Source organism: Variovorax sp. GW821-FHT09B05, from assembly GCF_059418265.1.
Genome location: NZ_JBWKPN010000007.1, coordinates 146,366 through 165,204, shown reverse-complemented (window position 1 = coordinate 165,204; position 18,839 = coordinate 146,366). Strand labels below are relative to the sequence as shown.

The following is an 18,839-nucleotide window of genomic DNA, read 5'->3' as shown; positions in this document are numbered from 1 at the left end:
GGTCCTCACTGCGCTTGCGAGACCTTGACCCCCGCGGCCCCGCCGGCCGGCCGGTTCATGTACGCCAGCGTGCTGCCTACCAGCGCGCGCACGCCCACGCGCAGCGCCGACTCGTCGATCACGAACTCGGACGAGTGGTTGGGCGCGCCGTTGCGGTCGGCGAAGGGCGAGGCATTGAGGTGCCAGAACACGATCGGGATGTTCTTGCCGAAGGAACCGAAGTCCTCCGAGCCCATGCTCGGCTGCGACTCGCGCGCCTTGCCCGGGCCGGCCGCGGTCTCGAGCGCCTGCGTCACGGCCTGCGTGGCGGCCGGATCGCTGACCAGCACCTCGTAGCCGGTGTCGATCGTGACCTCGGCCGTCAGGCCGTGGCTCTCGGCGATCTTCTGCGCCTTGAGCCGGATGGCGTCGTGCGCGGTCTTCTGGTTCTTCTGCGACAGCGAGCGCACCGTGCCCGCGATCTCGGCCGTGTCGGGCAGGATGTTGACGCGGTTGCCGCTCTGCAGCAGGCCCACGGTCACCACGGTCGGGCCGTCGAGCGGATCGATCTGGTGGCTCACGATGTTCTGCAGCGCCAGCGCGATCTCGGCCGCGGCCAGCGTGGGGTCCTTCGCGGTCCAGGGCGAGGAGCCATGGCCGCCCTTGCCCTTGAGCGCGATCTTGAACACGTCGCCGCTGGCCATCAGGCTGCCGCGCCGGTAGCTGATGGTGCCCGAGGGCGCGCGCGCACTGATGTGCTGGCCCATCACCACGTCGACCTTCGGGTTGTCGAGCACGCCGGCCTTGACCATCGCGGGCGCGCCGCTGGCCACCGGCCCCGGGCCCTGCTCCTCGGCGGGCTGGAACAGGAACACCACCGTGCCCGGCAGCTCGTCGCGCACCTTCGACAGCGCTTGCGCCGCGCCCAGCAGCATCGCCACGTGCGTGTCGTGGCCGCAGGCGTGCGAGACCGGCACGTCGCTGTTGAGCCAGGGCGCCTTCACGGTCGAGCGGAACGGCAGCTCGTTGCGCTCGGCCACCGGCAGCGCGTCCATGTCGGCGCGCAGCGCCACCACCGGGCCCGGCTTGCCGCCGCGCAGCACCGCCTTGATGCCGGTCTTGGCGACGCCGGTCTGGACCTCGATGCCGGGCATCTTCGCGAGGGCCGCCGCGATGTAGGCGGCCGTCTGCACCTCCTGGTACGACAGCTCCGGATGCTGGTGCACATGGCGGCGCCATTCGATCACCTGCGCCTCGGAGGCATCCGCGAGCGCCAGCGCGCGTGCGGTCAGCGCATGGCCGGCATCGGGCGCCGGCGCGGTCTGGGCCGAGGCCGCGACGTGGAAGAGACTGCCGGAGAGCATCAGCAGGGCGAAGCGGGAGCGGAGTTTCATGGGTGGCTGAAGAAGGAAAGGTGAAGGGGAGGTGTCCTGGCGGCCGACCATAGCGAAAGCCGGCGCATCGGAAAAGACTCGAAAAACTCCAGGGCGATCAAAATCCCTGATCACCCCATTCCTCGCCCTCCCATGAACCTGCGCCATCTGAAGATCTTCGAAGCGATCGCCGAGGCCGGCAGCATCCGCGCCGCGGCGCGCGTGGCCGGCCTCACGCAGCCCGCCATGACCTACGCGATGCGCGAGCTCGAGCAGAGCGTGGGCGCGCAGTTGCTGGTGCGCAGCGCCCAGGGCGTGTCGCTCACCGTGATCGGCGAGGCCCTGCTCCAGCGCGCGCGGCTGCTGGCCAACGAGGTGCGCCGCGCCGAGGACGAGATCGCGCAGCTGCGCGACGGTGCCGGCGGCCTTCTGCGCGTCGCCTTCAGCTCCTTCGCGGTCGAGCGGCTGCTGCCCGACGCGCTGCAGGACTTCCGCCGCAAGTGGCCGGGCGTCGCGCTCGAGCTGCAGGAGCTCAGCGGCGCCGACGTGAAGGGCCTCTGGAGCCGCGGCGATTTCGACTTCGCGATCCTCGGCGAACTCGAGCCCGATGCCGGCGACGGCGTGCACCGCGAGACGCTGCTCGAGTTCCCGCTCGCGGTGGTGGCCGGCGCGAAGCATCCGCTGGCGCGCGTGCGTTCGATGGCGAAGCTGCACGAGGCCATGTGGGTGGTGCCCTGGTACGGCGTCGAGCTGCTGCGCCGCCACTTCGCCGCGGCCGGCCTGCCGCCGCCGCGCGACATCGTGATCTGCCATTCGTGGCAGCTCGGCATCACGCTGGTGAAGAAATCCGGCGCGCTGACCCTGGCCGCGGCCTCGCTGTTCAAGCATGCCGTGGCGGCGCGCGGGCTGGTCGCGCTGCAGGTCGCGGACAGGCTGCCCCAGGTGCGGGTGTCGCTGCTGATGCGCGACCCCGCGGCGCTCACGCCGGCGGCGCGGGCGTTCTCGCAGTCGTTGAAGGGGGTGGCGGACGGGGTGTCGGCGGGGGGGCGGTAGCCGGCCGGCTCATTCCGCGCGAAGACACGCGGCGGTGCCTGTGCTCCAATCCCATTCCACCCCCGCCATCCCGCCGCATCCGCCATGGGCTTGCCGCTCCCGCTCGTCCGCCTGTCCTCGCTCGACCTCGTGCGCGGTTTCGTCGCGGTGGGGCGGCGCATGAGCATCTCGCTGGCGGCGCAGGACCTGTGCGTGACGCAGTCGGCCGTCAGCAAGCAGGTGCATGCGCTCGAGGCGCAGCTCGGCGTGAAGCTGCTGGTGCGCGGCCATCGCTCGATCTCGTTCACGCCCGAGGGCGAGCGGCTGTTCCGCAGCGCCGATGCGGTGGTGCAGCAGCTGCAGGAGGTGATGGGCGAGATCGGCCGCACCGGCGCGCAGCGGCCGGTGACGCTGAGCGCGAGCATCGGCGTCACGGGGCTGTGGCTGCTGCCGCGGCTCAGCCGGGTGCAGGACATCCATCCGGGCGTGGACGTGCGCGTGTCGGCCAACAACCGCGTGGCCGACCTGCGCAACGAAGGCATCGACCTCGCGATCCGCTACACCACGCCCGCGCTGGCACCGGCGGGCGCGGTGCGGCTGTTCGGCGAAACGGTGGCACCGGTGGCGCATCCCTCGCTGGCGCTGCCGCCGCTGGCCTCGGCCGAGGCGATCGCGGCGCTGAACCTGCTCGAGTTCGACGATGCGCAGCGGCCCTGGCTGCAGTGGCGCGACTGGCTGGCCGCGGCCGGCTGGGCCGACGCGAAGCCGCGCGGCATGCTGCGCTTCAACCAGTACGACCAGCTGATCCAGGCCGCGATGGCGGGGCAGGGTGTAGCGCTCGGGCGGCTCGAGCTGATCCAGCCGCTGCTCGACGACCGGCGGCTGGTGCGCGTGGAGGCCGCGTTGCCGGCCCAGCCCTCGGGCCATGCCTACTGGCTGATCCAGGCCGAGCCGCAGCCGCGCGAGGAAGTGCGGCACGTGGCCGAGTGGCTGGTGGCGGAAGCGAAGGGCGCCGCGCCGCGCTGAGACCGTCAGGTTCAGGCGCCGGCCTGTGCGCGAGCGAACGCCAGCGCATCGTCGAGCCGGTCGTTGCCCCAGAACATCTCGTCGCCGACGAAGAAGGTGGGCGCGCCGAAGATGCCTTTCTCCATCGCGGTCTCGGTCTGGCGGCGCAGGCGCAGCTTGTTGGCGTCCGACAGCGCCTCGTCGATCACGCGGTGCGCGTGCAGGTCCATGTCGGCGAGCAGCGCGGCCATGGTCTCGGGCGCGTCGATGTCGCGGTCCTCGGCGAAGTTCAGCCGCATCGTGCGGCGACAGAACTCGCCGATCCACGGCTGGCCGGCGCCGGCCAGCGCGATGCGCAGCGGCAGCACGGCGGCACGCGGGAAGTTGCCGGGCCGCTGCCAGGGCAGGCCGTACTTGCGGCACTGGCGCACCATGTCCTTCCAGACGTAGTCGCCCTTTTCCTTCTGCAGCACGAAGGGCGAGGTCTCCCAGCCCAGCGCGCGGAACACCGGCCCGAGCAGGAAGGGCTGCCAGCGCAGCGCGACGCCGTGCGCGGCGGCGGCCTGCTCGATGCGCATCGCGCTGAGGTAGCTGTAGTTGCTGCCGAAGTCGAACCAGAAGTCGAGCGTGGGTGCGTTCATGGCCATGGCCTCCCTCACTCGAACACCACCAGGCAGCGCGCCTCGATGCTCTCGCGCAGCGGGGCATCGGCCGGCGCCAGCGGATGGTCGAAGGCCGCGTGCGGCGTGAAGCGCGCGACGCCGCCGAGCTGCGCGTCGTACTGCTTGAACACCAGCGCCTCGTGCCGGTCCATGCGCGAGAAGTACGACCAGCGGTGGGTGGGGGCATGGGTGGCGAGGTAGATCTCGCCGGTGCGCTTCGGATAGCGCACCTCGGCGTTCACCAGGTCGCGCGCCATCACCGTGCGCGCATCGCAGACGGCCAGCGGGGTGTCGAGCACCGGCCCGGCGATCGAGCGCCAGATGTTGACGATGCAGTAGCGTCGCACGGCGGCGGCCTCGGCCGCGCTCGCGAGCACCAGCGCGAGCCGGCGCCGGCCCGATTCCTCGGTGTAGTCGTTGTGGATGCGGCCGTTGGCGGCGGCCTTGCCGTCGGTCTTGCCGCGGCCGAAGTTCAGCGCGGCGCGCTCGGGCTCGCGCTGTCGCACCAGGTGGTCGAACACGTGGGCGCGCGCGCCGCCGGTGACCGCGAGCGCGAGCGCGGCCAGCTCGGGGTAGTAGACGGCCTGGACCTCGGCGTCGTCGAGGAAGTCGGCGACCGCCGTGGGCGCCTCGCGCAGCTCGAAGCCCTCGCGCTCGATGTGGGTCGCCCGGCCGCGGGCATCGGCGATCGGCATCGCGATCCGCTCGTACTCGCCGCTCTCCCAGGGCAGGCCGGCCGGCGGCGTGAAGGCGTAGCTGTAGGGCCGCAGCGCGGTCGGCCGCAGGTAGTTGAGGCCGGCCTCGATGTCGCCGCTGGCGGGCAGCGGCGCGGCGGCGATGGCCGAGCCGGCGGGTGGGGAATGGGAAAGGGTGGCGTGCATTCCTGGGGCTCCTGGGACATGGCCCGCTGGCGGCCGCGGCGGCCCATCCGCCGCGGCCACGAGGACCATTCTTCGTGAAGCCATTGGAGCGGCTTCGGCGCGGGGCTTCAAACGAGATCTTGGCGCCATCGCATGAGCCATTGGAATGGGAGAAGGGGCCCTGCAAAGAAATTTGCCGACCCGATTGCGAACCCCCGAAATACTGGATAAAAATACAGTTAACAGTTTCATCATGGGCCTTCCTTCCCTCGCCTCCCTCTCTCCCGTCGCCGGCCGCGGCGTCTGGCATGCCGACGAGCTCGGCAGCGCCGACGCGCAGGTCATCGGCACCGGCCATGCCGCGCTCGACGCGCAGCTGCCGGGCGGAGGCTGGCCGGTCGGCGCCATGAGCGAGCTGCTGCAGGCCGCGCCCGAGGACCATGTCTGGCGGCTGCTGCTGCCCGCGCTGGTGCAGTCGGTGGCGGCGCGCGGCGGCCCCGTGGTGCTGATCGGTCCGCCGCGCGAACCTTTCGGCGCCTCGCTCGCGGCCCATGGCCTGCGGCCCGAGGCACTGATGTGGGTGCGCAGCGAGGCCTCGGCCGCGCGGCTGTGGGCCTGCGAGCAGGCGCTGCGCTGCGCCGAGGTGGGCGCGGTGCTGGCCTGGCTGCCGCAGGCGCGCGTGGGCGAGCTGCGGCGGCTGCAGCTCGCGGCCGCGCAGCACGAGGCGCTGCTGTTCGTCTGCCGGCCCGAGTCGGTGGCGCAGTCGGCCTCGCCCGCGCGGCTGCGGCTGCGCATCGCGCGCTGCGAGGCCGACCCGGCGCAGATCGAGCTGCACATCCTCAAGCGCCGCGGCCCGCCGCTGGCCGCGCCGGTGATGCTGCCGGCGCGCGGCGAGCGCATGGCGGCGCTGCTCGCGGCCGCGCGGCTGCGGCGCAAGCTGCGCGCGCAGCAGCAGGGCGCCGTGGCGGTGGAGGCGGTGGAAGCACCGCCGGCCGCCAACGTGGTGCGCATCGACGCATGGAAGGCAGGAGGCGCCAATGCACTGGATCGCCTTGCAGTGGTCGCTTGATGCGCAGGCCGAGGCCGGTGCCGCCGCCGCCGATGCCATGCCCACGCCCGAGGCGCTGGGCTGGTGGGCGCTGCGCTACACGCCGCACGTGTGCTGGCTCGACGAGGCGCTGATGCTCGAGGTCTCGGCCTGCGAGCGCCTGTGGGGCGGGCGTTCCTCGCTGATGCGTCAGTTGCTGAACGAGAACCCCGTGCCTGCCGCCGCCGTGCTGCGCGGCGCGCAGGGCGCCACCAGTCTCGAGGCGCTGGCGCGGCTGCGGCTGTTCGTGCGCGAGGAGAAACGGCCGCCCGAGATTCCCGCCGGCCTGCCGCTCGACACCCTGAGCGCCGCGCGCGAGCACCTCGATGCGCTTGCGCGGCTCGGCTGCCGCAGCTGGGGCGAGGTGGCGGCGCTGCCGCGCGGCGGGCTCTCGCGGCGCTTCGGTGCCGAGCTGCGCGCCGTACTCGACATCGCCTGGGGCCTGCGCCCCGAAAGCCATGCCTGGCTCACGCTGCCCGACGTGTTCGAGCAGAAGCTCGAGCTGCCCGCGCTGGCCGAAACCGCGCCCGAGCTGATGTGGTCGGCCAACCGGTTGTTGTCGGCGCTGCAGATCTGGCTGCGCGCACGCCAGCGCGGCGCGCGCGCGCTCGAGCTCGAATGGACGCTCGACCTCAAGCGCTTCAACGGCGTGAACCTGCCGCCGACCCAGCAGATCGCGGTGCGCACCGCCGAGCCCACGCAGGACCTCGCGCACCTGCGCCGCCTGCTGTCCGAGAAGCTCGCTCTCGCCACGCTCGCCGCGCCCGCGAGCTGGCTCAAGCTGCGCTCGCTCGAGACCGATCCGTGGGCCGGGGCGAGCACGAGTTTTCTGCCGGAGGACAACCGCAAGGGGGACAAGCTGCACGAGATGGTCGAGCGGCTGAGCGTGCGGCTGGGGGCGATGCAGGTGCTGGTGCCGCGGGCGCGGGCGGATCATCGTGCGGGACACACGCAGGCCTGGCAGCCGGCGCTGCGCACCGTGCAGCCTGACCGCGCCGCGCCGCCCAAGGCCCGCAAGGAAGCGCAGGCCGAGGCTTCCCAGCCCGATGCCATCTATCCGCCCTGGCTGCTGCCCCAGCCCCTGCTGCTCGAGATGGACGGCGAACGCCCCTGCTATGGCGGTCCGCTGAGCAAGCTGATCGGGCCGCAGCGGATCGAGGCGGGCTGGTGGGGCGGCAAGGAGGATGGCGGTCAGCCCGCGATGCGCGACTACTACGTGGCCGAAAGCGCCGAGGCCGGCTTGCTGTGGATCTTCCGCGAGCGGCCCCTGGCGCGCTTTTCCGCGGGCGAGGTGCGCTGGTACCTGCAGGGGTTCTATGCCTGAACTCAGCGACAGGCAGATGCGCAATCGCCAGCCGGCGAAGGTGCATGCGCTGCCGACGCCGTCGAGGACCGCGCCGGTATCGGCGCTGCCGGGCTATGCCGAGCTGCACTGCCTCACGAACTTCAGCTTCCAGCGCGGGGCGTCGACGCCCGAGGAGGTGGTGGACCGGGCCTATCAGCTCGGCTATTCGGCATTGGCCATCACCGATGAATGCTCGGTGGCCGGCATCGTGCGGGCCTTCGTCTGCCTGCGCGAGATGAAGCGCAAGCTCGAGGACTATGCGGCGAGCCATCCGGATGAACCACCGATTCCGATCAACACCGATTTCCGGTTGCTGTTCGGCAGCGAGTTCCGCTTCGAGCGCTTCAAGCTCGTGGTGATCGCGAACGACACCGAAGGCTGGGGCAATCTCTGCGAATTCATCACCGCCGCGCGCAACACAGAACTGCCCAAGGGCGAGTACCGCGTGAGCTGGGAAGAGAGCGATGTGGCATCGCTGCAGCATTGCCAGATCCTGTTCGTGCCGCACCGTTACCCGGGCAAGGACCTGGACACTGCCACGCTGCACGAAGACCTGATGGCCGCGAAGGCGCTCTATGCCGACAACCTCTGGCTGGCACTGGAACTGTTCAACGAGCTCGACGACGACCTGTGGTTCGTCGGGCTGATCCAGGCGAGCGAGCAGGCCGGTGTGCCGCTGGTGGCTGCTGGTGACGTGCATATGCATGCGCGGTCGTGCAAGCCGCTGCAGGACGTGCTGACGGCCGTGCGTGTGGGGCGGCCCGTGGCCGAGTGCGGCTTCGCGCTGCAGTCGAATGCCGAGCGGCACCTGCGGCAGCGCATGCGGCTGGCGGAGATCTATCTGCCGGACATGTTGGCGAACACGCTGGTAGTAGCCGATCGGTGCAGGTTCGATCCAGATGCGATCCGCGACAACTACGAATATCCGTTGGAGACCGTGGGCTCCAGTGAAACGCCGGTTCAAACGCTGGTTCGAAAGACGTGGGAAGGTGCGGGTGTGCGCTATCCGAATGGAATTCCGGACAAAGTGCGTGCGCTGATCGAGAAGGAACTCGCCCTGATCATCGAGTTGAAGTACGCGATGTTCTTCCTCACGGTGGAAAACATCGTGCAGTTCGCGAGGTCGCAGAAGATTCTTTGCCAGGGTCGCGGCTCGTCGGCCAACTCTGCCGTGTGCTTCTGTCTTGGCATCACCGCCATCAATCCCGATAAAGGCACGCTGCTGTTCGAGCGCTTCCTGAGCCGCCACCGCAACGAGCCGCCCGACATCGACGTCGACTTCGAGCACCAGCGGCGCGAACAGGTCATCCAGTACATCTACGAGAAGTACGGCCGCGAGCGTGCCGCCATCGCCGCCGTCGTCATCTGCTATCGCGCGCGCAGCGCGCTGCGCGATGTAGGCAAGGCCATCGGCATCGACGAGCGGCTGATCGACGAGTTCGCCAAGGACCACTACTGGTTCGATGAGACCGTGCTCGGCGAACAGTTGAATGCCGCCTGCGCGCGCGTGGGTGTGCAGGAAGACGAGCTCAAGCTCGTGCAGTGGATAGAGATGACGCGGCGCCTACGGGGTTTTCCTCGCCATCTGAGCCAGCACGTCGGCGGTTTCGTGCTGACGCACACCAAGCTCACGCGGCTGGTGCCGGTCGAGAAGGCCTCGATGAAGGATCGCTCGGTGATCCAGTGGGAGAAGGATGACCTCGAGGCCATGGGCATGCTCAAGGTCGACGTGCTCGCGCTCGGCATGCTCAGTGCAATCCGCAGAGGGCTTGACCACATGAATCGCTGGCGGGGCTGGTCCAGGCAGATGCATCAGATCCCGAACGACGATCCGAAAGTCTTCGACATGATTTGTGACGCTGATACCGTGGGCGTTTTCCAGATCGAGAGCCGCGCGCAGATGTCGATGCTGCCGCGCTTGAAGCCGCGCACCTACGAGGATCTGGTGATCGAGGTGGCGATCGTGCGGCCCGGACCGATCCAGGGCGGTATGGTCCACCCGTATCTCAAGCAGCGCGAGCGAGTACGCAACAAGCTGCCGATCCATTACGAAAAGGAAGAGTTGCGCGAGGCACTGGAGCGCACGCTGGGTGTGCCGATCTTCCAGGAACAGGTGATGCAGATCGCGATGATCGCGGCGAAGTTCACCGCCGACGAGGCCGACCAGTTGCGGCGTGCGATGGCGGCCTGGAAGCGCAAGGGCGGTCTGGAGAAATTTCACGACAAGCTCGTGAACGGCATGGTCAAGCGCGAGTACCCCAGGGAATTCGCCGAAGCCATCTTCAGACAGGTCATGGGCTTCGGCGACTACGGCTTCCCCGAAAGCCACGCCGCCAGCTTCGCGCTGCTGGTCACGGTCAGCAGTTGGCTCAAGTGCCACGAGCCCGCCTGTTTCCTCGCCGCCTTGCTCGACTCGCAGCCGATGGGCTTCTACAGCCCCTCGCAGCTGGTGCAGGACGCGCGCCGACATGGCGTGGAGGTGCGGCCGGTCGACGTGACCTGCAGCGAGATCGACACCACGCTCGAGCCGCGCGCTGCCGATGCACCACGCGTGCCGCCGGGCACCGACGCACGCTATGCCGAGCGCCTGGGCCATGACGACCAGCCCGCGGTGCGCCTGGGCCTGAACCGCATCGCGAGCCTCAGCAAGGGCGGCGCGAAGCGCCTGCTCGAGGCCCGCGCGCAGTCGCCTTTCACGAGCACCGAAGACCTCGCGCTACGCGCCGAGCTCGACGGCAAGGACATGGCGGCGCTGGCCGCGGCCGATGCGCTGATTTCGCTGTCGGGCCATCGGCGCCAGCAGATGTGGGATGCGACGGCGCAGCGGCGCGCGCCGGGGCTGCTCAAGGGCGTGCCGATCCACGAGGAGGCGCTGGCGCTGCCCGCGGCGCCCGAGGGCGAGGAGATCGTCGGCGACTATGCGTCGATGCGCCTCACGCTGCGGCGCCATCCGCTCGCGCTGCTGCGTCCGCGGCTGGCACGCATGAACCTGATGAGCGCCGAGCAGCTGCGGGGCATGCCCAGCGGCCGCGTGGTGCGCGCCTGCGGCATCGTCAAGGGCCGGCAGCGGCCGCAGACCGCCAACGGCACCATCTTCGTCACGCTCGAGGACGAGACCGGCAACGTCAACGTGATCGTCTGGAACCACGTGATCGAGGCCTGGCGCGAGCCGCTGCTGAAGTCGCACCTGCTCGCGGTGCAGGGCACCTGGCAGCGCGACGACGACAGCGGCGGCAAGGTGCAGCACCTGATCGCCACCGGCTTCAAGGACCTGACGCCGCTGATGGGCCGGCTCGCGCAGAGCAACAGCAGCCGGGATTTCCACTGACGCGACGGCGGCATCCGCGCGTTCTGTCCGTCTGTGCAACCGATCGCAACCGTTCGTTCGAGTCCTCGCCTCATCCACCGGATTTCGCTAACCTGTTCCTCACCATGTCCGCACTCGCCCTCGATCCCATCGTCGACACGCCCATCGGCCCGCCGCCACCCGCGCCCGATGTGCCCGTGGTGCCGCCACCGCCCGTCATGCCGCCGGGGCCGTTGCCCGAGGGCGATCCGCCGCCCGCGATGCCACCGGTGACCGACCCCGGCTTTCCGCCGCCGGTGGAGGAACCACCGATGCAGACCGCGGTGTCGCTCGCGGCCTCGCTGGCCATCGCATCGGCGTCGGGCGGCGTGCCCTTCGGCAAGCTGCATGCGCGGCGCCTGCGCGAGATGTACCGATCGGCCGGCTGGCCTTGCTGCGACGCGATCGAGGTCGAGCTGCTCGCGGGCGGCTTCCTCGAACGCGTGCGGTCGGCGCAGGGCCACGAGACCCTGCGCGTGACCGATGCCGGCCTCGCGCGCATCGCCACCACGCTCACGATCAACCGCGCGGCGCTGTCGCCGCACGAGGCGCTGGTGGAACGCGTGGCGCGCGAGATGACGCGCGGCGGCCGCATCGCCTGGCGCGGCCTGAGCCTGCGCGCGAAGCTGCCGCCGGCGGAAGAGGGCGGCAAGGCGCGCTGGTGCATGGCCAGGCCCGATGTCTTCTCGATCCGCAACACCAGCGTCGAGGCCTATGCGCACCCGATCGTGCACGAGGTGAAGGTGAGCCGCGCCGACCTGCTGGGCGACCTGCGCAAGCCCGACAAGCGCGCGGCCTACCTCGACCTCGGCGGCGAGTGCTGGTACGTGCTGGGCAACGACGCGCGCGGCCGCTGCATCGCCACGCCCGAGGAGGTGCCGGCCGAATGCGGCGTGATGGTGCTCGAGGGCGAACGCCTCGTGGTCGCGCGTGCCGCGGTGCATCGCAGCTTCGAGCGGATTCCGTTCGCGGTGTGGCTCGCGCTCGCGAAGGCGCAGCCGATGGCGGGGTTCGATGAGGACGTGCAGGACTTGCTGGTGTGAGGCCGGCCGAGCCGGCGCGATGGTTGCCGGTTCAGTGAAGTGAAGCAGTCAGGCGGCGCAGCCCGTGGCGTGCGGAGATCGATGCCAGGTGCTCGTGACGGAACGGTGTCGCGAAGTGCGAGCGGACGACGCGGATTTCGCTCACGGGCCACGAGATCGGCGACATGGGCAGGCATGCGGCGCCTTCCGCGTAGCGTGCGATGGTGACGTGCGGCTTCCATTCGGAAATCTTGGCGCGATCCACGAGGCCCGCCTGTCGGATGAGACAGTGGATCGTTTTCCGCAGCCGATGCAGCTCTCCATGCGCTGCTGGCTGCAGAACGGACACATCGTTGTTCCATGTGCAGGAATAGTCGAGCAGCAGTTCGAGCGAGCGCATCCGCACCCGTGACATGGCTTCGATCAGCCGCTCTGCGCAGCGCGCGTGCGAATGCTCGTCGACGTAGCCGAGCGTGAGATGGAACCGATCGGCTGGCGGAAAGTGGCTGTTGTGGGGCCATAGCCATTGCTGGCGGTTCTGCTCGATCTCGAGTTGCACCTGCTCATCGGGAAACAGACCCACGAGCAGTTGAGGAGGTCCCGACGACACGATCAATCCACCTTCGGCCACCACTGCTCCGCCGTCGTCCGCAACACCCGCGCAGCCTGCGCCTTGATGTCGTGCGGATCGCCCTGTTCGTTGTGCCGCAGCACGCGGAACGGCCAGGTCGAGAGGCGTCCCGTGGCACGCAGCCGCGGGGCGGGTTGCGGCTGCGTGGGGCGTGAGAAGAAGAGGATGCGCGCAGCGGTTGCGGGCGGATTGGCGGTGGTCATGCGGTCGCCTCGAAGTTGTTCTTGGAGACGAGGCATTCTAGAGAAATGCTGTATGGACGTACAGTTAAAACTCCTTGCCCTAAGCCGTCGCGGATGGGGAATTCCTATCGCGCGAACGCCCCGCGCCGCGCCACGAAAAAGGGGCTCCGAAGAGCCCCGAAATCCCCATCGTGAAACCCTCACAAGGTGTGAAGAAACCGTAGCGAGCGCCCCGAGGTCGCGCCGAGGACCGGAGCCGTACCTTGTACGGTGAGGACCGCAGGTGCGAGATCGGGGCGCGCAGCAGGTTTATTCACATCTTGTCAGCCCAGCGGCAGGCGCAGGTAGCTTCCCTTCAGCGGCTGCTGCCCCGCACCCGGCTTGCTCCAGTCGCACACGCCGGCCGGGAAGATGGTCTTGAGCCGCGTCTCCTCGGCACCGCTGAAGGTCACCGTGTAGTCGGCCATCGCGACCGGCTTGAGCTGGCACTTGAGCACGTCGTTCACGAGCGGCGAACCGGCCACGATGCGCGGCGTGCTGAAGCGCGGATAGACCACGTTGCACTTCGCGGCCGGGTCCTGCGACGCGACCTCGTCGATGCGCTTGTTGCTCTTGTCCCAGCAGGCGTCGTTGGCGCCCGCGGGCTTGTTGCGCACCACCTTGTCGGTCGAGGCCGCGGCGCTGTCGGCCGCCATGTTGTCGAGCCACTTGTTCATCAGGTCGATGGAATCGCCAACGTAGCTGAGGATCGAGGTCGACGAACCCAGCGTCCAGATGATCTGGTTGTCGCTGCGGCCATTGGCGCGCTGCAGCCGCGCGCGGATGATCAGGTCCTGCAGCGTGTCGTGGATGTCGCCGGTCGCATCGGCATTGCCGCGCTGCGTGATGATCGGGATGTTCGCGAGGCCCGGGCCGGTGAAGCTGTTCTTGAAGCCGCCCGAATAGGTCGCCTCGAGCGCGCCGGCATCGGCCTGCGAGCGTGCCGCCTGCACGTTGCCGTCGCGGTCGTAGCCGCCGACCTTCTCGTTGAGGTCGAGGAACTCCTTCACCGAGATCGTGCCCTTGTTGAGCGCGGCCAGGCCGTACTGCACGCCGATGTTGTCGATCGGGCGACGCGCTTCCTGCGTGCCGGGGCGCTTGCCCAGCAGGTTGACGTTGGTCTGGAACAGGTCGCAGCGCACGCCGTTCGGGTTGGTCGCGCGGTTGAACACGTTGGCCGCATTGCCGGGCTCGAGGAAGCCGCAGCCCACCGCGTTGTCGGACTTGATGATGCTCGCGAAAGACGCGTCCCAGGCCCCGCAGGTGCCCTGGTTGAAGCCATTGACCGCGACCTGCTTGGCCGGCGTCCAGGTCGCCATGTCGAGTCCGTAGACGTTGTTGAGAAGCCGGCACTCCATCACCTCGGGCATCAGCGTCTCGGGGAACGAGACGATCGGCTGGATGCCGTCGAGCAGCCCCGGGTAGAGCTGCGCGATCAGGTACTGCTGGATCGCGCCGCCCGAGCCGCCGATGCCCGCGGTCCACTTCGGCACCTCGCCGAATTCCTCGATCACGTGCTCCTTGATCATCATCAGCGTCTCGCCCTGCAGGTGCGGGTTCGCGTGCTGGTTATTCCACAGCTCGGTCGAGTTGAAGAAGGCGAAGCCGCGCGACAGGTAGATGTCGGCGATCGGGTCGAGGATCGATTCGATCGGGTGCACGCCCTGGTTGTATTGGGCCGAGCCGCAGCAGTCGAAGTAGGGCACCAGCTTCCTGTTCCAGCCCTTGCCGGGCTTCCAGGTGGCGGGCGCGTCCTTCGCGGGGTTGTCGAGCACCGCGAGGCGGTACACGCCGCGGTTGATGGTGCCCGACTCCACGCGCACGATGTAGGGCACGGTGACGCCGTCGTTGGTGGTGGTGTCGGCGAGGTCGGCCGGGCGCGTGCCGGTCGGGTCGGCCAGCGGCTTGAAGCTGCCGGCCTTGCTGCGGTAGTACCAGACCACCTGCGTGGTGGCCGAGCAGTTGGCATCGAGCGGCATGCCCAGGCCGTTCTGCACCGTGCGGCATTCGTAGGGCGTGATGTGCGGGCCCGAGAGGATCGGGCCGGTGATCGGGTAGTTGACCAGCTTGAGCTCGGTGCGCTGCTCGGGCTTGTCGGCGTTGGTCACGACGATCAGGTTCTCCTTGCCGGTGGTCGAGGCCGGGTCCTCGGCGAGGCCCGTGACCAAGCCGCGCAGCGTGCGCGTGGCGGCATCGCGCGTGGTCAGTTGCGCGCTCACGTCCTTGCCGTTGAGGCTCACGCGCACCTTGTCGGTCGCCACGCCCTCGGGCGCGCGCACCTCGAGCAGCGTGTCGCCGCCGCTCACCATCTCGGGCTTGGACGACAGCGTGCGCACGTCGAAGGCGGCCGGGGCGGGCGGTGGCGGCGCGACCGGCAGGAACACCGCGCCGCTGTCCGAGCTGCCGCCGCAACTGGCGAGCAGCGCGGCCGCGGCGATGGCCAGTGCCGCGACGGAGCCGGCGCGAAGGGCCGGCCACGGAGAAACCCGCTTGCGCGGTGCGTGGGGGATGGCGAACATGAGGTCTCCTGTGTTGGTGTCGATCTCCACAAAGATTAAGGAGCGGCACGCGGCACCACGGTCGTTGCGACGACAGATGAGGCGTGAATTGCTACAGGTAATCCCTGATTCCCCGCAGGCCGCGGCGTGCCTCGAGGGCATGGTGCGGCGCTCCCGGTGGGCGGCCGGTCTTTCTTCTTCCGATCTCGAGCGCGTGCTGGGCGGCATGCAGGAGCGCCAGTACGCGCGCGGTGCCTGCATCGCGGGCGCGGGCCAGGTGGTCGAGCACTGGATGGCGCTGATCGACGGCTTCGCGAAGATGTCGGTGGCCTCCGAGGACGGCCGCGTGTCGACGCTCACGGGCGTGTCGGCGGGCGTGTGGTTCGGCGAAGGCTCGCTGTTCAAGCACGAGGCGCGCCGCTACGACGTGTTCGCGCTGCGGCCCACGCGCGTGGCGCTGATGCCGCGCCGCACCTTCGACTGGCTGCGCGAGACCAGCGTGCCCTTCAACCACTACCTGCAGGAGCTGCTCAACGCGCGGTTGAGCCTGTTCATCGGCGCGCTCGCGCACGAGCGCCTGCTCGACACCGATGCGCGCGTGGCCAACTGCCTCGCGAGCCTGTTCAATCCCGAGCTCTATCCCGATGCGCCGCGCCACCTGCAGGTGGGGCAGACCGAGATCGGCCTGCTCGCCAACGTCTCGCGCCAGCGCGTGAACGTCGCGCTGCAGCGGCTGCAGGCGCTGGGGCTGATCCGGCTCGAGAAGCGCGGGCTTACCGTGCTCGACCTCACGGGCCTGGGCAACTACCGCGTGTCCTACGACGGCCCCGCGCTGGCCGAGGACGCGGCCTCGGCACGCCGCGCCTGAAGCGCGCTTCCGGCGCCGCCCGACCCCTCGGTCGGTGGCTGGAAATGAATTCTTTTTGCTACAGTTGGTCGATGAATCTCACGACAGACGCCGCGGCCGCCCCGTACCAGGACCTGGGCGAGGTGCTTCGCCAGCGCGGCGTGCAGGAGGCGCTGCGCTGCCTCAACGCCGAGGTGCCGCACCGCTACACCGCGGTCTTCGTGCTCGACGGCGACCTGCTGCGCAACCTCTACATGGTCGACAAGCTCGGCGAGGCGCGTCCCGAACAGCTCGCCGTGGTGCCGCTGGGCAGCAGCTTCTGCCAGTTCGTGCTGCGCGACGGCCGCCTGTGCACCGAGGATTCGCGCGAGGAGCGGCTGCTGGACGGCAGCCCCTACCAGGGCATGGTGATCGCCTACCACGGCGTGCCGCTGACCCATGGCGACGGCCGGCTGGCCGGCACGCTGTGTCACTTCGACCTGGTGCGCCAGAGTCTCAGCGAGGCGCAGTTCGAGCGGCTGCAGCAGGCCGGGCGCCTGCTGTCGGACCCCGTGCTGCGCGCGGCGGCGCAGGGCGAGGGCGGCTGACCGGGCCCGCGGACCCGATCGACGCCGCCTCGTTGCCGCGGCCCGATCAGCCCGGCGCGACCGCGTAGCTCTGGAAGGTGCCCTTCAGCGGCACCTGCCCGACACCCGGCTTGGTCCAGTCGCACACGCCGCTGGAGAACACGGTCCGCAGCCGGGCGAGCTGCGTGGGCGTGAGGGTCTGGGCGTAGTCCGACGCCAGCACCGGCTTCAGCTGGCACTTGTTGATGTCGTTCGTCAGCGGCGCGCCGGCCTGCTGGCGCGGCTCGCCATGCAGCGGGTACATCGTGGCGCAGGTGCCGGTGGCGCCATAGGCCGGCGATTCCTCGTACTTGGTGCCGCTGCCGTCGAAGCAGGCGTCCACCGCGGCCCGGGGCTTGTGCGCCACCACCTTGTCGGTGGTCAGCGGCGCCGGGTCGGCCGCGATGCCGTCGAGCCACTGCGTCATCACGTCGAGCGACAGCGCGGCCAGCGGATAGCCGGTGCGCGGGCCGACCCAGATGACCTGGTTGTCGATGCGGCCGTTGGCGCGCTGCAGCCGCGCGCGCACCACCAGGTCGCGCTCGTGCGAATGGATGTCGCCCGAGGCGTCGTTGTAGGTGCGCGAATGCAGGATCGGCACGAAGGCCAGGCCGCCGCCGCCCGAGTTGACCAGGCCGCTCGCATAGGCGCGTTCGAGCGCGAGCGCATCGCCCACGGTGCGCTGCGGCACCGGCTTGCCGTCCTTGTCGTAGCCGCCGACCTTCTCGTTGAGCGCCACGAACTCCTCGGCGCTGATCGCACCCTTGTTGAAGGCCTCGAGCCCGTACTGCACGCCCACGTTGTCGAGCGGGCTGCGCGCGAAGCCGGTGATCGGGTCGCGGCCCATGATGTTGGTGCGCATGTCGGAGGTGGTGCAGCGCGCGCCGGTCGGGTTGTTGATCGGGTCGTAGACCTTCGAGACGTCCTTGAGCGCGCAGCCGGCCGCGTTGGTCGCGACGATGGTGTTGACGAAGCTCAGGTCCCAGGCGCGGCAGGTGCCGTTGGTGAAGCCGTCGACCGCCGTGCGCTTGGCATTGGTCCAGGTCGCGGTGTCGGCCTTGTAGACGTTCTCCAGCAGCCGGCAGTCCGCCACGTGCAGGCTGCCGTCGGGGAAGGTCAGCGAGGGCTGCAGGCCGTCGAGCAGGCCCGGGTAGATCTGCGTGATCACCAGCTGCTGGATCGCGCCGCCCGAACCGCCCGAGCCCGCGGTCCAGCGCGGCACGCCGTAGGTCTCGATGAAGCGCTCCTTCAGCATCATCAGCGTCTCGCCCTGCAGCACCGCGTTGCCGCGCTGGCCGTTCACCAGTTCGGTCGAGATCATGTAGGCGAAGCCGCGCGACAGGTGCAGGTCGCTCAGCGCATCGGTGGCCTGGTTCACGCCCTGGTTGTACTGCGTGCCCGCGCCGCCGCCGAAGCTCACCACCAGCCGGCCGTTCCAGCCCGCGGTGGGCTTGTAGCCGGCGGGCGCCGCGGTCTCGGCCGTGGGATCGTCGAGCAGCGCGATGCGGTAGATCGTGCGGCCCACCGTGCCCGAGTCCACGCGCACGATGTAGGGCACCGTCTTGCCTTCGATGGTCGTGGTCTGCGCCAGGTCCGACGGGCGCGCGAGCGGATCGGCCAGCGGCTTGAAGCTACCGGCCGGCGTGCGGTAGAAGTAGTCGTTGCGCCGCGTTGCCGAGCAGTTCGCATCGAGCGGCGTGCCCATGTTCGATTCGACGGTGCGGCATTCGTAGGGCGTGAGCAGCGCGCCCGCGAGGATCGGGCCGGTGTCGGGGTAGTTGGTGAGCACCAGTTCGGCATTCGAGGACGCGCGGCCCTCGGCGCTCGCCTTCACCGCCAGCGTGTTGGCGCCCATGGCCAGACCCTTGACCATGCCGCGCAGGCTGCCGTTCGCATCGCGCGCGAACTGGGCCGTCACCGGCTTGCCGTTCAGCGTGAGCTCCAGTCCCGAGGCCGTCGCGCCCGCGGGTGCCTTCACTTCGACCAGCGCATCGCCGCCGCTCACGAACTGCGGCTTGGACGACAGCACCGTGATCGAGGCCTGGTCGAGCGCCGCCGGCGCCGAGGGCGGCGGCGAGGCCGGCACGACGGGGATGAAGCCCCCGCCGCCGCCGCCATCGCCGCCGCAGGCGGCCAGCAGCGCCGCGCAGGCGATGCCGAGGGAAAGGATGCGTGCCGGCCGCGCAAGCGGCGGCGCGGTTCGCGTCGAACCGAGCGTTTGTCTCATGGTGTTCTTCTTTCGTGGGACGGATGATGTCGACGCGCACGGCCTGATCGAGCCCTCGCCGCACGGCGTCGGCTTCACTCTATGCAGCGCATGCGGTCC

Annotated in this window: 15 protein-coding genes; 8 read left to right on the top strand and 7 right to left on the bottom strand. The window is 69.8% G+C overall.

Features of this window, described 5'->3' with window-relative positions; all coding sequences use genetic code 11:
• Window positions 1-5: 5 nt before the first annotated feature.
• On the bottom strand, window positions 6-1,373 hold the full coding sequence (locus tag AC07RM_RS19715) for a M20 metallopeptidase family protein (protein WP_281077442.1): 1,368 nt from the start codon (window positions 1,371-1,373) through the stop codon (window positions 6-8).
• A gap of 132 nt (window positions 1,374-1,505) precedes the next feature.
• Here AC07RM_RS19715 and AC07RM_RS19710 point away from each other — a divergent pair, with 132 nt between their 5' ends.
• Entirely contained in the window at window positions 1,506-2,405 is a 900-nt protein-coding gene (locus tag AC07RM_RS19710; protein ID WP_495335586.1) for a LysR family transcriptional regulator, read from the top strand.
• Between the two features lie 90 nt (window positions 2,406-2,495).
• Window positions 2,496-3,410 carry a LysR substrate-binding domain-containing protein gene (locus AC07RM_RS19705; protein WP_495335734.1) on the top strand — a complete coding sequence of 305 codons (915 nt, stop codon included), beginning with the start codon at window positions 2,496-2,498 and terminating at the stop codon, window positions 3,408-3,410.
• A gap of 11 nt (window positions 3,411-3,421) precedes the next feature.
• Here AC07RM_RS19705 and AC07RM_RS19700 read toward each other — a convergent pair whose 3' ends face one another.
• Both AC07RM_RS19700 and AC07RM_RS19695 read right to left on the bottom strand, forming a co-directional pair.
• Window positions 3,422-4,030, bottom strand: a complete 609-nt coding sequence (locus AC07RM_RS19700; RefSeq protein ID WP_495335585.1) for a 2-hydroxychromene-2-carboxylate isomerase — start codon at window positions 4,028-4,030, stop codon at window positions 3,422-3,424.
• A gap of 14 nt (window positions 4,031-4,044) precedes the next feature.
• Entirely contained in the window at window positions 4,045-4,932 is an 888-nt protein-coding gene (locus tag AC07RM_RS19695) for a CmcJ/NvfI family oxidoreductase (RefSeq protein ID WP_495335584.1), read from the bottom strand.
• 232 nt (window positions 4,933-5,164) lie between these two features.
• On the opposite strand from AC07RM_RS19695, the gene imuA reads away from it, so the two are divergent.
• The 4 genes from imuA (at window position 5,165) to AC07RM_RS19675 (ending at window position 11,732) form a co-directional block, all read left to right on the top strand.
• Window positions 5,165-5,980 (top strand): translesion DNA synthesis-associated protein ImuA, encoded by an 816-nt coding sequence (gene imuA / locus AC07RM_RS19690; protein WP_495335583.1) that lies wholly within the window; start codon window positions 5,165-5,167, stop codon window positions 5,978-5,980.
• On the top strand, window positions 5,949-7,322 hold the full coding sequence (locus AC07RM_RS19685) for a Y-family DNA polymerase (protein WP_495335582.1): 1,374 nt from the start codon (window positions 5,949-5,951) through the stop codon (window positions 7,320-7,322). Before imuA ends, AC07RM_RS19685 begins: the two co-directional genes overlap by 32 nt.
• Window positions 7,315-10,671, top strand: a complete 3,357-nt coding sequence (locus AC07RM_RS19680; RefSeq protein WP_495335581.1) for an error-prone DNA polymerase — start codon at window positions 7,315-7,317, stop codon at window positions 10,669-10,671. The genes AC07RM_RS19685 and AC07RM_RS19680 overlap by 8 nt, the downstream gene beginning before the upstream one ends.
• Window positions 10,672-10,775: 104 nt before the next feature.
• Window positions 10,776-11,732, top strand: a complete 957-nt coding sequence (locus tag AC07RM_RS19675; RefSeq protein WP_261206893.1) for a hypothetical protein — start codon at window positions 10,776-10,778, stop codon at window positions 11,730-11,732.
• A gap of 31 nt (window positions 11,733-11,763) precedes the next feature.
• Here the strand turns inward: AC07RM_RS19675 and AC07RM_RS19670 are convergent, their stop codons facing one another.
• From AC07RM_RS19670 to AC07RM_RS19660, 3 genes are all read right to left on the bottom strand, one after another.
• On the bottom strand, window positions 11,764-12,342 hold the full coding sequence (locus AC07RM_RS19670; RefSeq protein ID WP_495335580.1) for a 2'-5' RNA ligase family protein: 579 nt from the start codon (window positions 12,340-12,342) through the stop codon (window positions 11,764-11,766).
• Complete coding sequence (locus tag AC07RM_RS19665) at window positions 12,324-12,545, bottom strand: hypothetical protein (RefSeq protein WP_495335579.1); 222 nt, start codon at window positions 12,543-12,545, stop codon at window positions 12,324-12,326. Before AC07RM_RS19665 ends, AC07RM_RS19670 begins: the two co-directional genes overlap by 19 nt.
• Window positions 12,546-12,847: 302 nt before the next feature.
• Window positions 12,848-15,082: a DUF6351 family protein gene (locus AC07RM_RS19660; protein WP_495335578.1), complete on the bottom strand. Its 2,235-nt coding sequence runs from the start codon at window positions 15,080-15,082 to the stop codon at window positions 12,848-12,850.
• Window positions 15,083-15,221: 139 nt separating this feature from the next.
• Between AC07RM_RS19660 and AC07RM_RS19655 the strand changes: the two genes are divergently transcribed.
• Entirely contained in the window at window positions 15,222-15,929 is a 708-nt protein-coding gene (locus tag AC07RM_RS19655) for a Crp/Fnr family transcriptional regulator (RefSeq protein WP_256222614.1), read from the top strand.
• A gap of 71 nt (window positions 15,930-16,000) precedes the next feature.
• Window positions 16,001-16,495 carry a guanylate cyclase gene (locus tag AC07RM_RS19650; RefSeq protein WP_398493777.1) on the top strand — a complete coding sequence of 165 codons (495 nt, stop codon included), beginning with the start codon at window positions 16,001-16,003 and terminating at the stop codon, window positions 16,493-16,495.
• A 46-nt stretch (window positions 16,496-16,541) separates the two neighbouring features.
• Here AC07RM_RS19650 and AC07RM_RS19645 read toward each other — a convergent pair whose 3' ends face one another.
• Window positions 16,542-18,740, bottom strand: a complete 2,199-nt coding sequence (locus AC07RM_RS19645) for a DUF6351 family protein (protein ID WP_495335577.1) — start codon at window positions 18,738-18,740, stop codon at window positions 16,542-16,544.
• Window positions 18,741-18,839 lie beyond the last annotated feature (99 nt).

Bases quoted from the DNA above. Each gene is read 5' to 3' on its own strand.
- AC07RM_RS19715 (WP_281077442.1), bottom strand. From the start codon at position 1,373: ATGAAACTCCGCTCCCGCTTCGCCCTGCTGATGCTCTCCGGCAGTCTC.
- AC07RM_RS19680 (WP_495335581.1), top strand. From the start codon at position 7,315: ATGCCTGAACTCAGCGACAGGCAGATGCGCAATCGCCAGCCGGCGAAG.
- AC07RM_RS19675 (WP_261206893.1), top strand. From the start codon at position 10,776: ATGTCCGCACTCGCCCTCGATCCCATCGTCGACACGCCCATCGGCCCG.
- AC07RM_RS19645 (WP_495335577.1), bottom strand. From the start codon at position 18,740: ATGAGACAAACGCTCGGTTCGACGCGAACCGCGCCGCCGCTTGCGCGG.
- AC07RM_RS19695 (WP_495335584.1), bottom strand. From the start codon at position 4,932: ATGCACGCCACCCTTTCCCATTCCCCACCCGCCGGCTCGGCCATCGCC.
- AC07RM_RS19685 (WP_495335582.1), top strand. From the start codon at position 5,949: ATGCACTGGATCGCCTTGCAGTGGTCGCTTGATGCGCAGGCCGAGGCC.
- AC07RM_RS19660 (WP_495335578.1), bottom strand. From the start codon at position 15,082: ATGTTCGCCATCCCCCACGCACCGCGCAAGCGGGTTTCTCCGTGGCCG.
- AC07RM_RS19710 (WP_495335586.1), top strand. From the start codon at position 1,506: ATGAACCTGCGCCATCTGAAGATCTTCGAAGCGATCGCCGAGGCCGGC.
- AC07RM_RS19650 (WP_398493777.1), top strand. From the start codon at position 16,001: ATGAATCTCACGACAGACGCCGCGGCCGCCCCGTACCAGGACCTGGGC.
- AC07RM_RS19700 (WP_495335585.1), bottom strand. From the start codon at position 4,030: ATGAACGCACCCACGCTCGACTTCTGGTTCGACTTCGGCAGCAACTAC.
- AC07RM_RS19655 (WP_256222614.1), top strand. From the start codon at position 15,222: ATGGTGCGGCGCTCCCGGTGGGCGGCCGGTCTTTCTTCTTCCGATCTC.
- imuA (WP_495335583.1), top strand. From the start codon at position 5,165: ATGGGCCTTCCTTCCCTCGCCTCCCTCTCTCCCGTCGCCGGCCGCGGC.
- AC07RM_RS19665 (WP_495335579.1), bottom strand. From the start codon at position 12,545: ATGACCACCGCCAATCCGCCCGCAACCGCTGCGCGCATCCTCTTCTTC.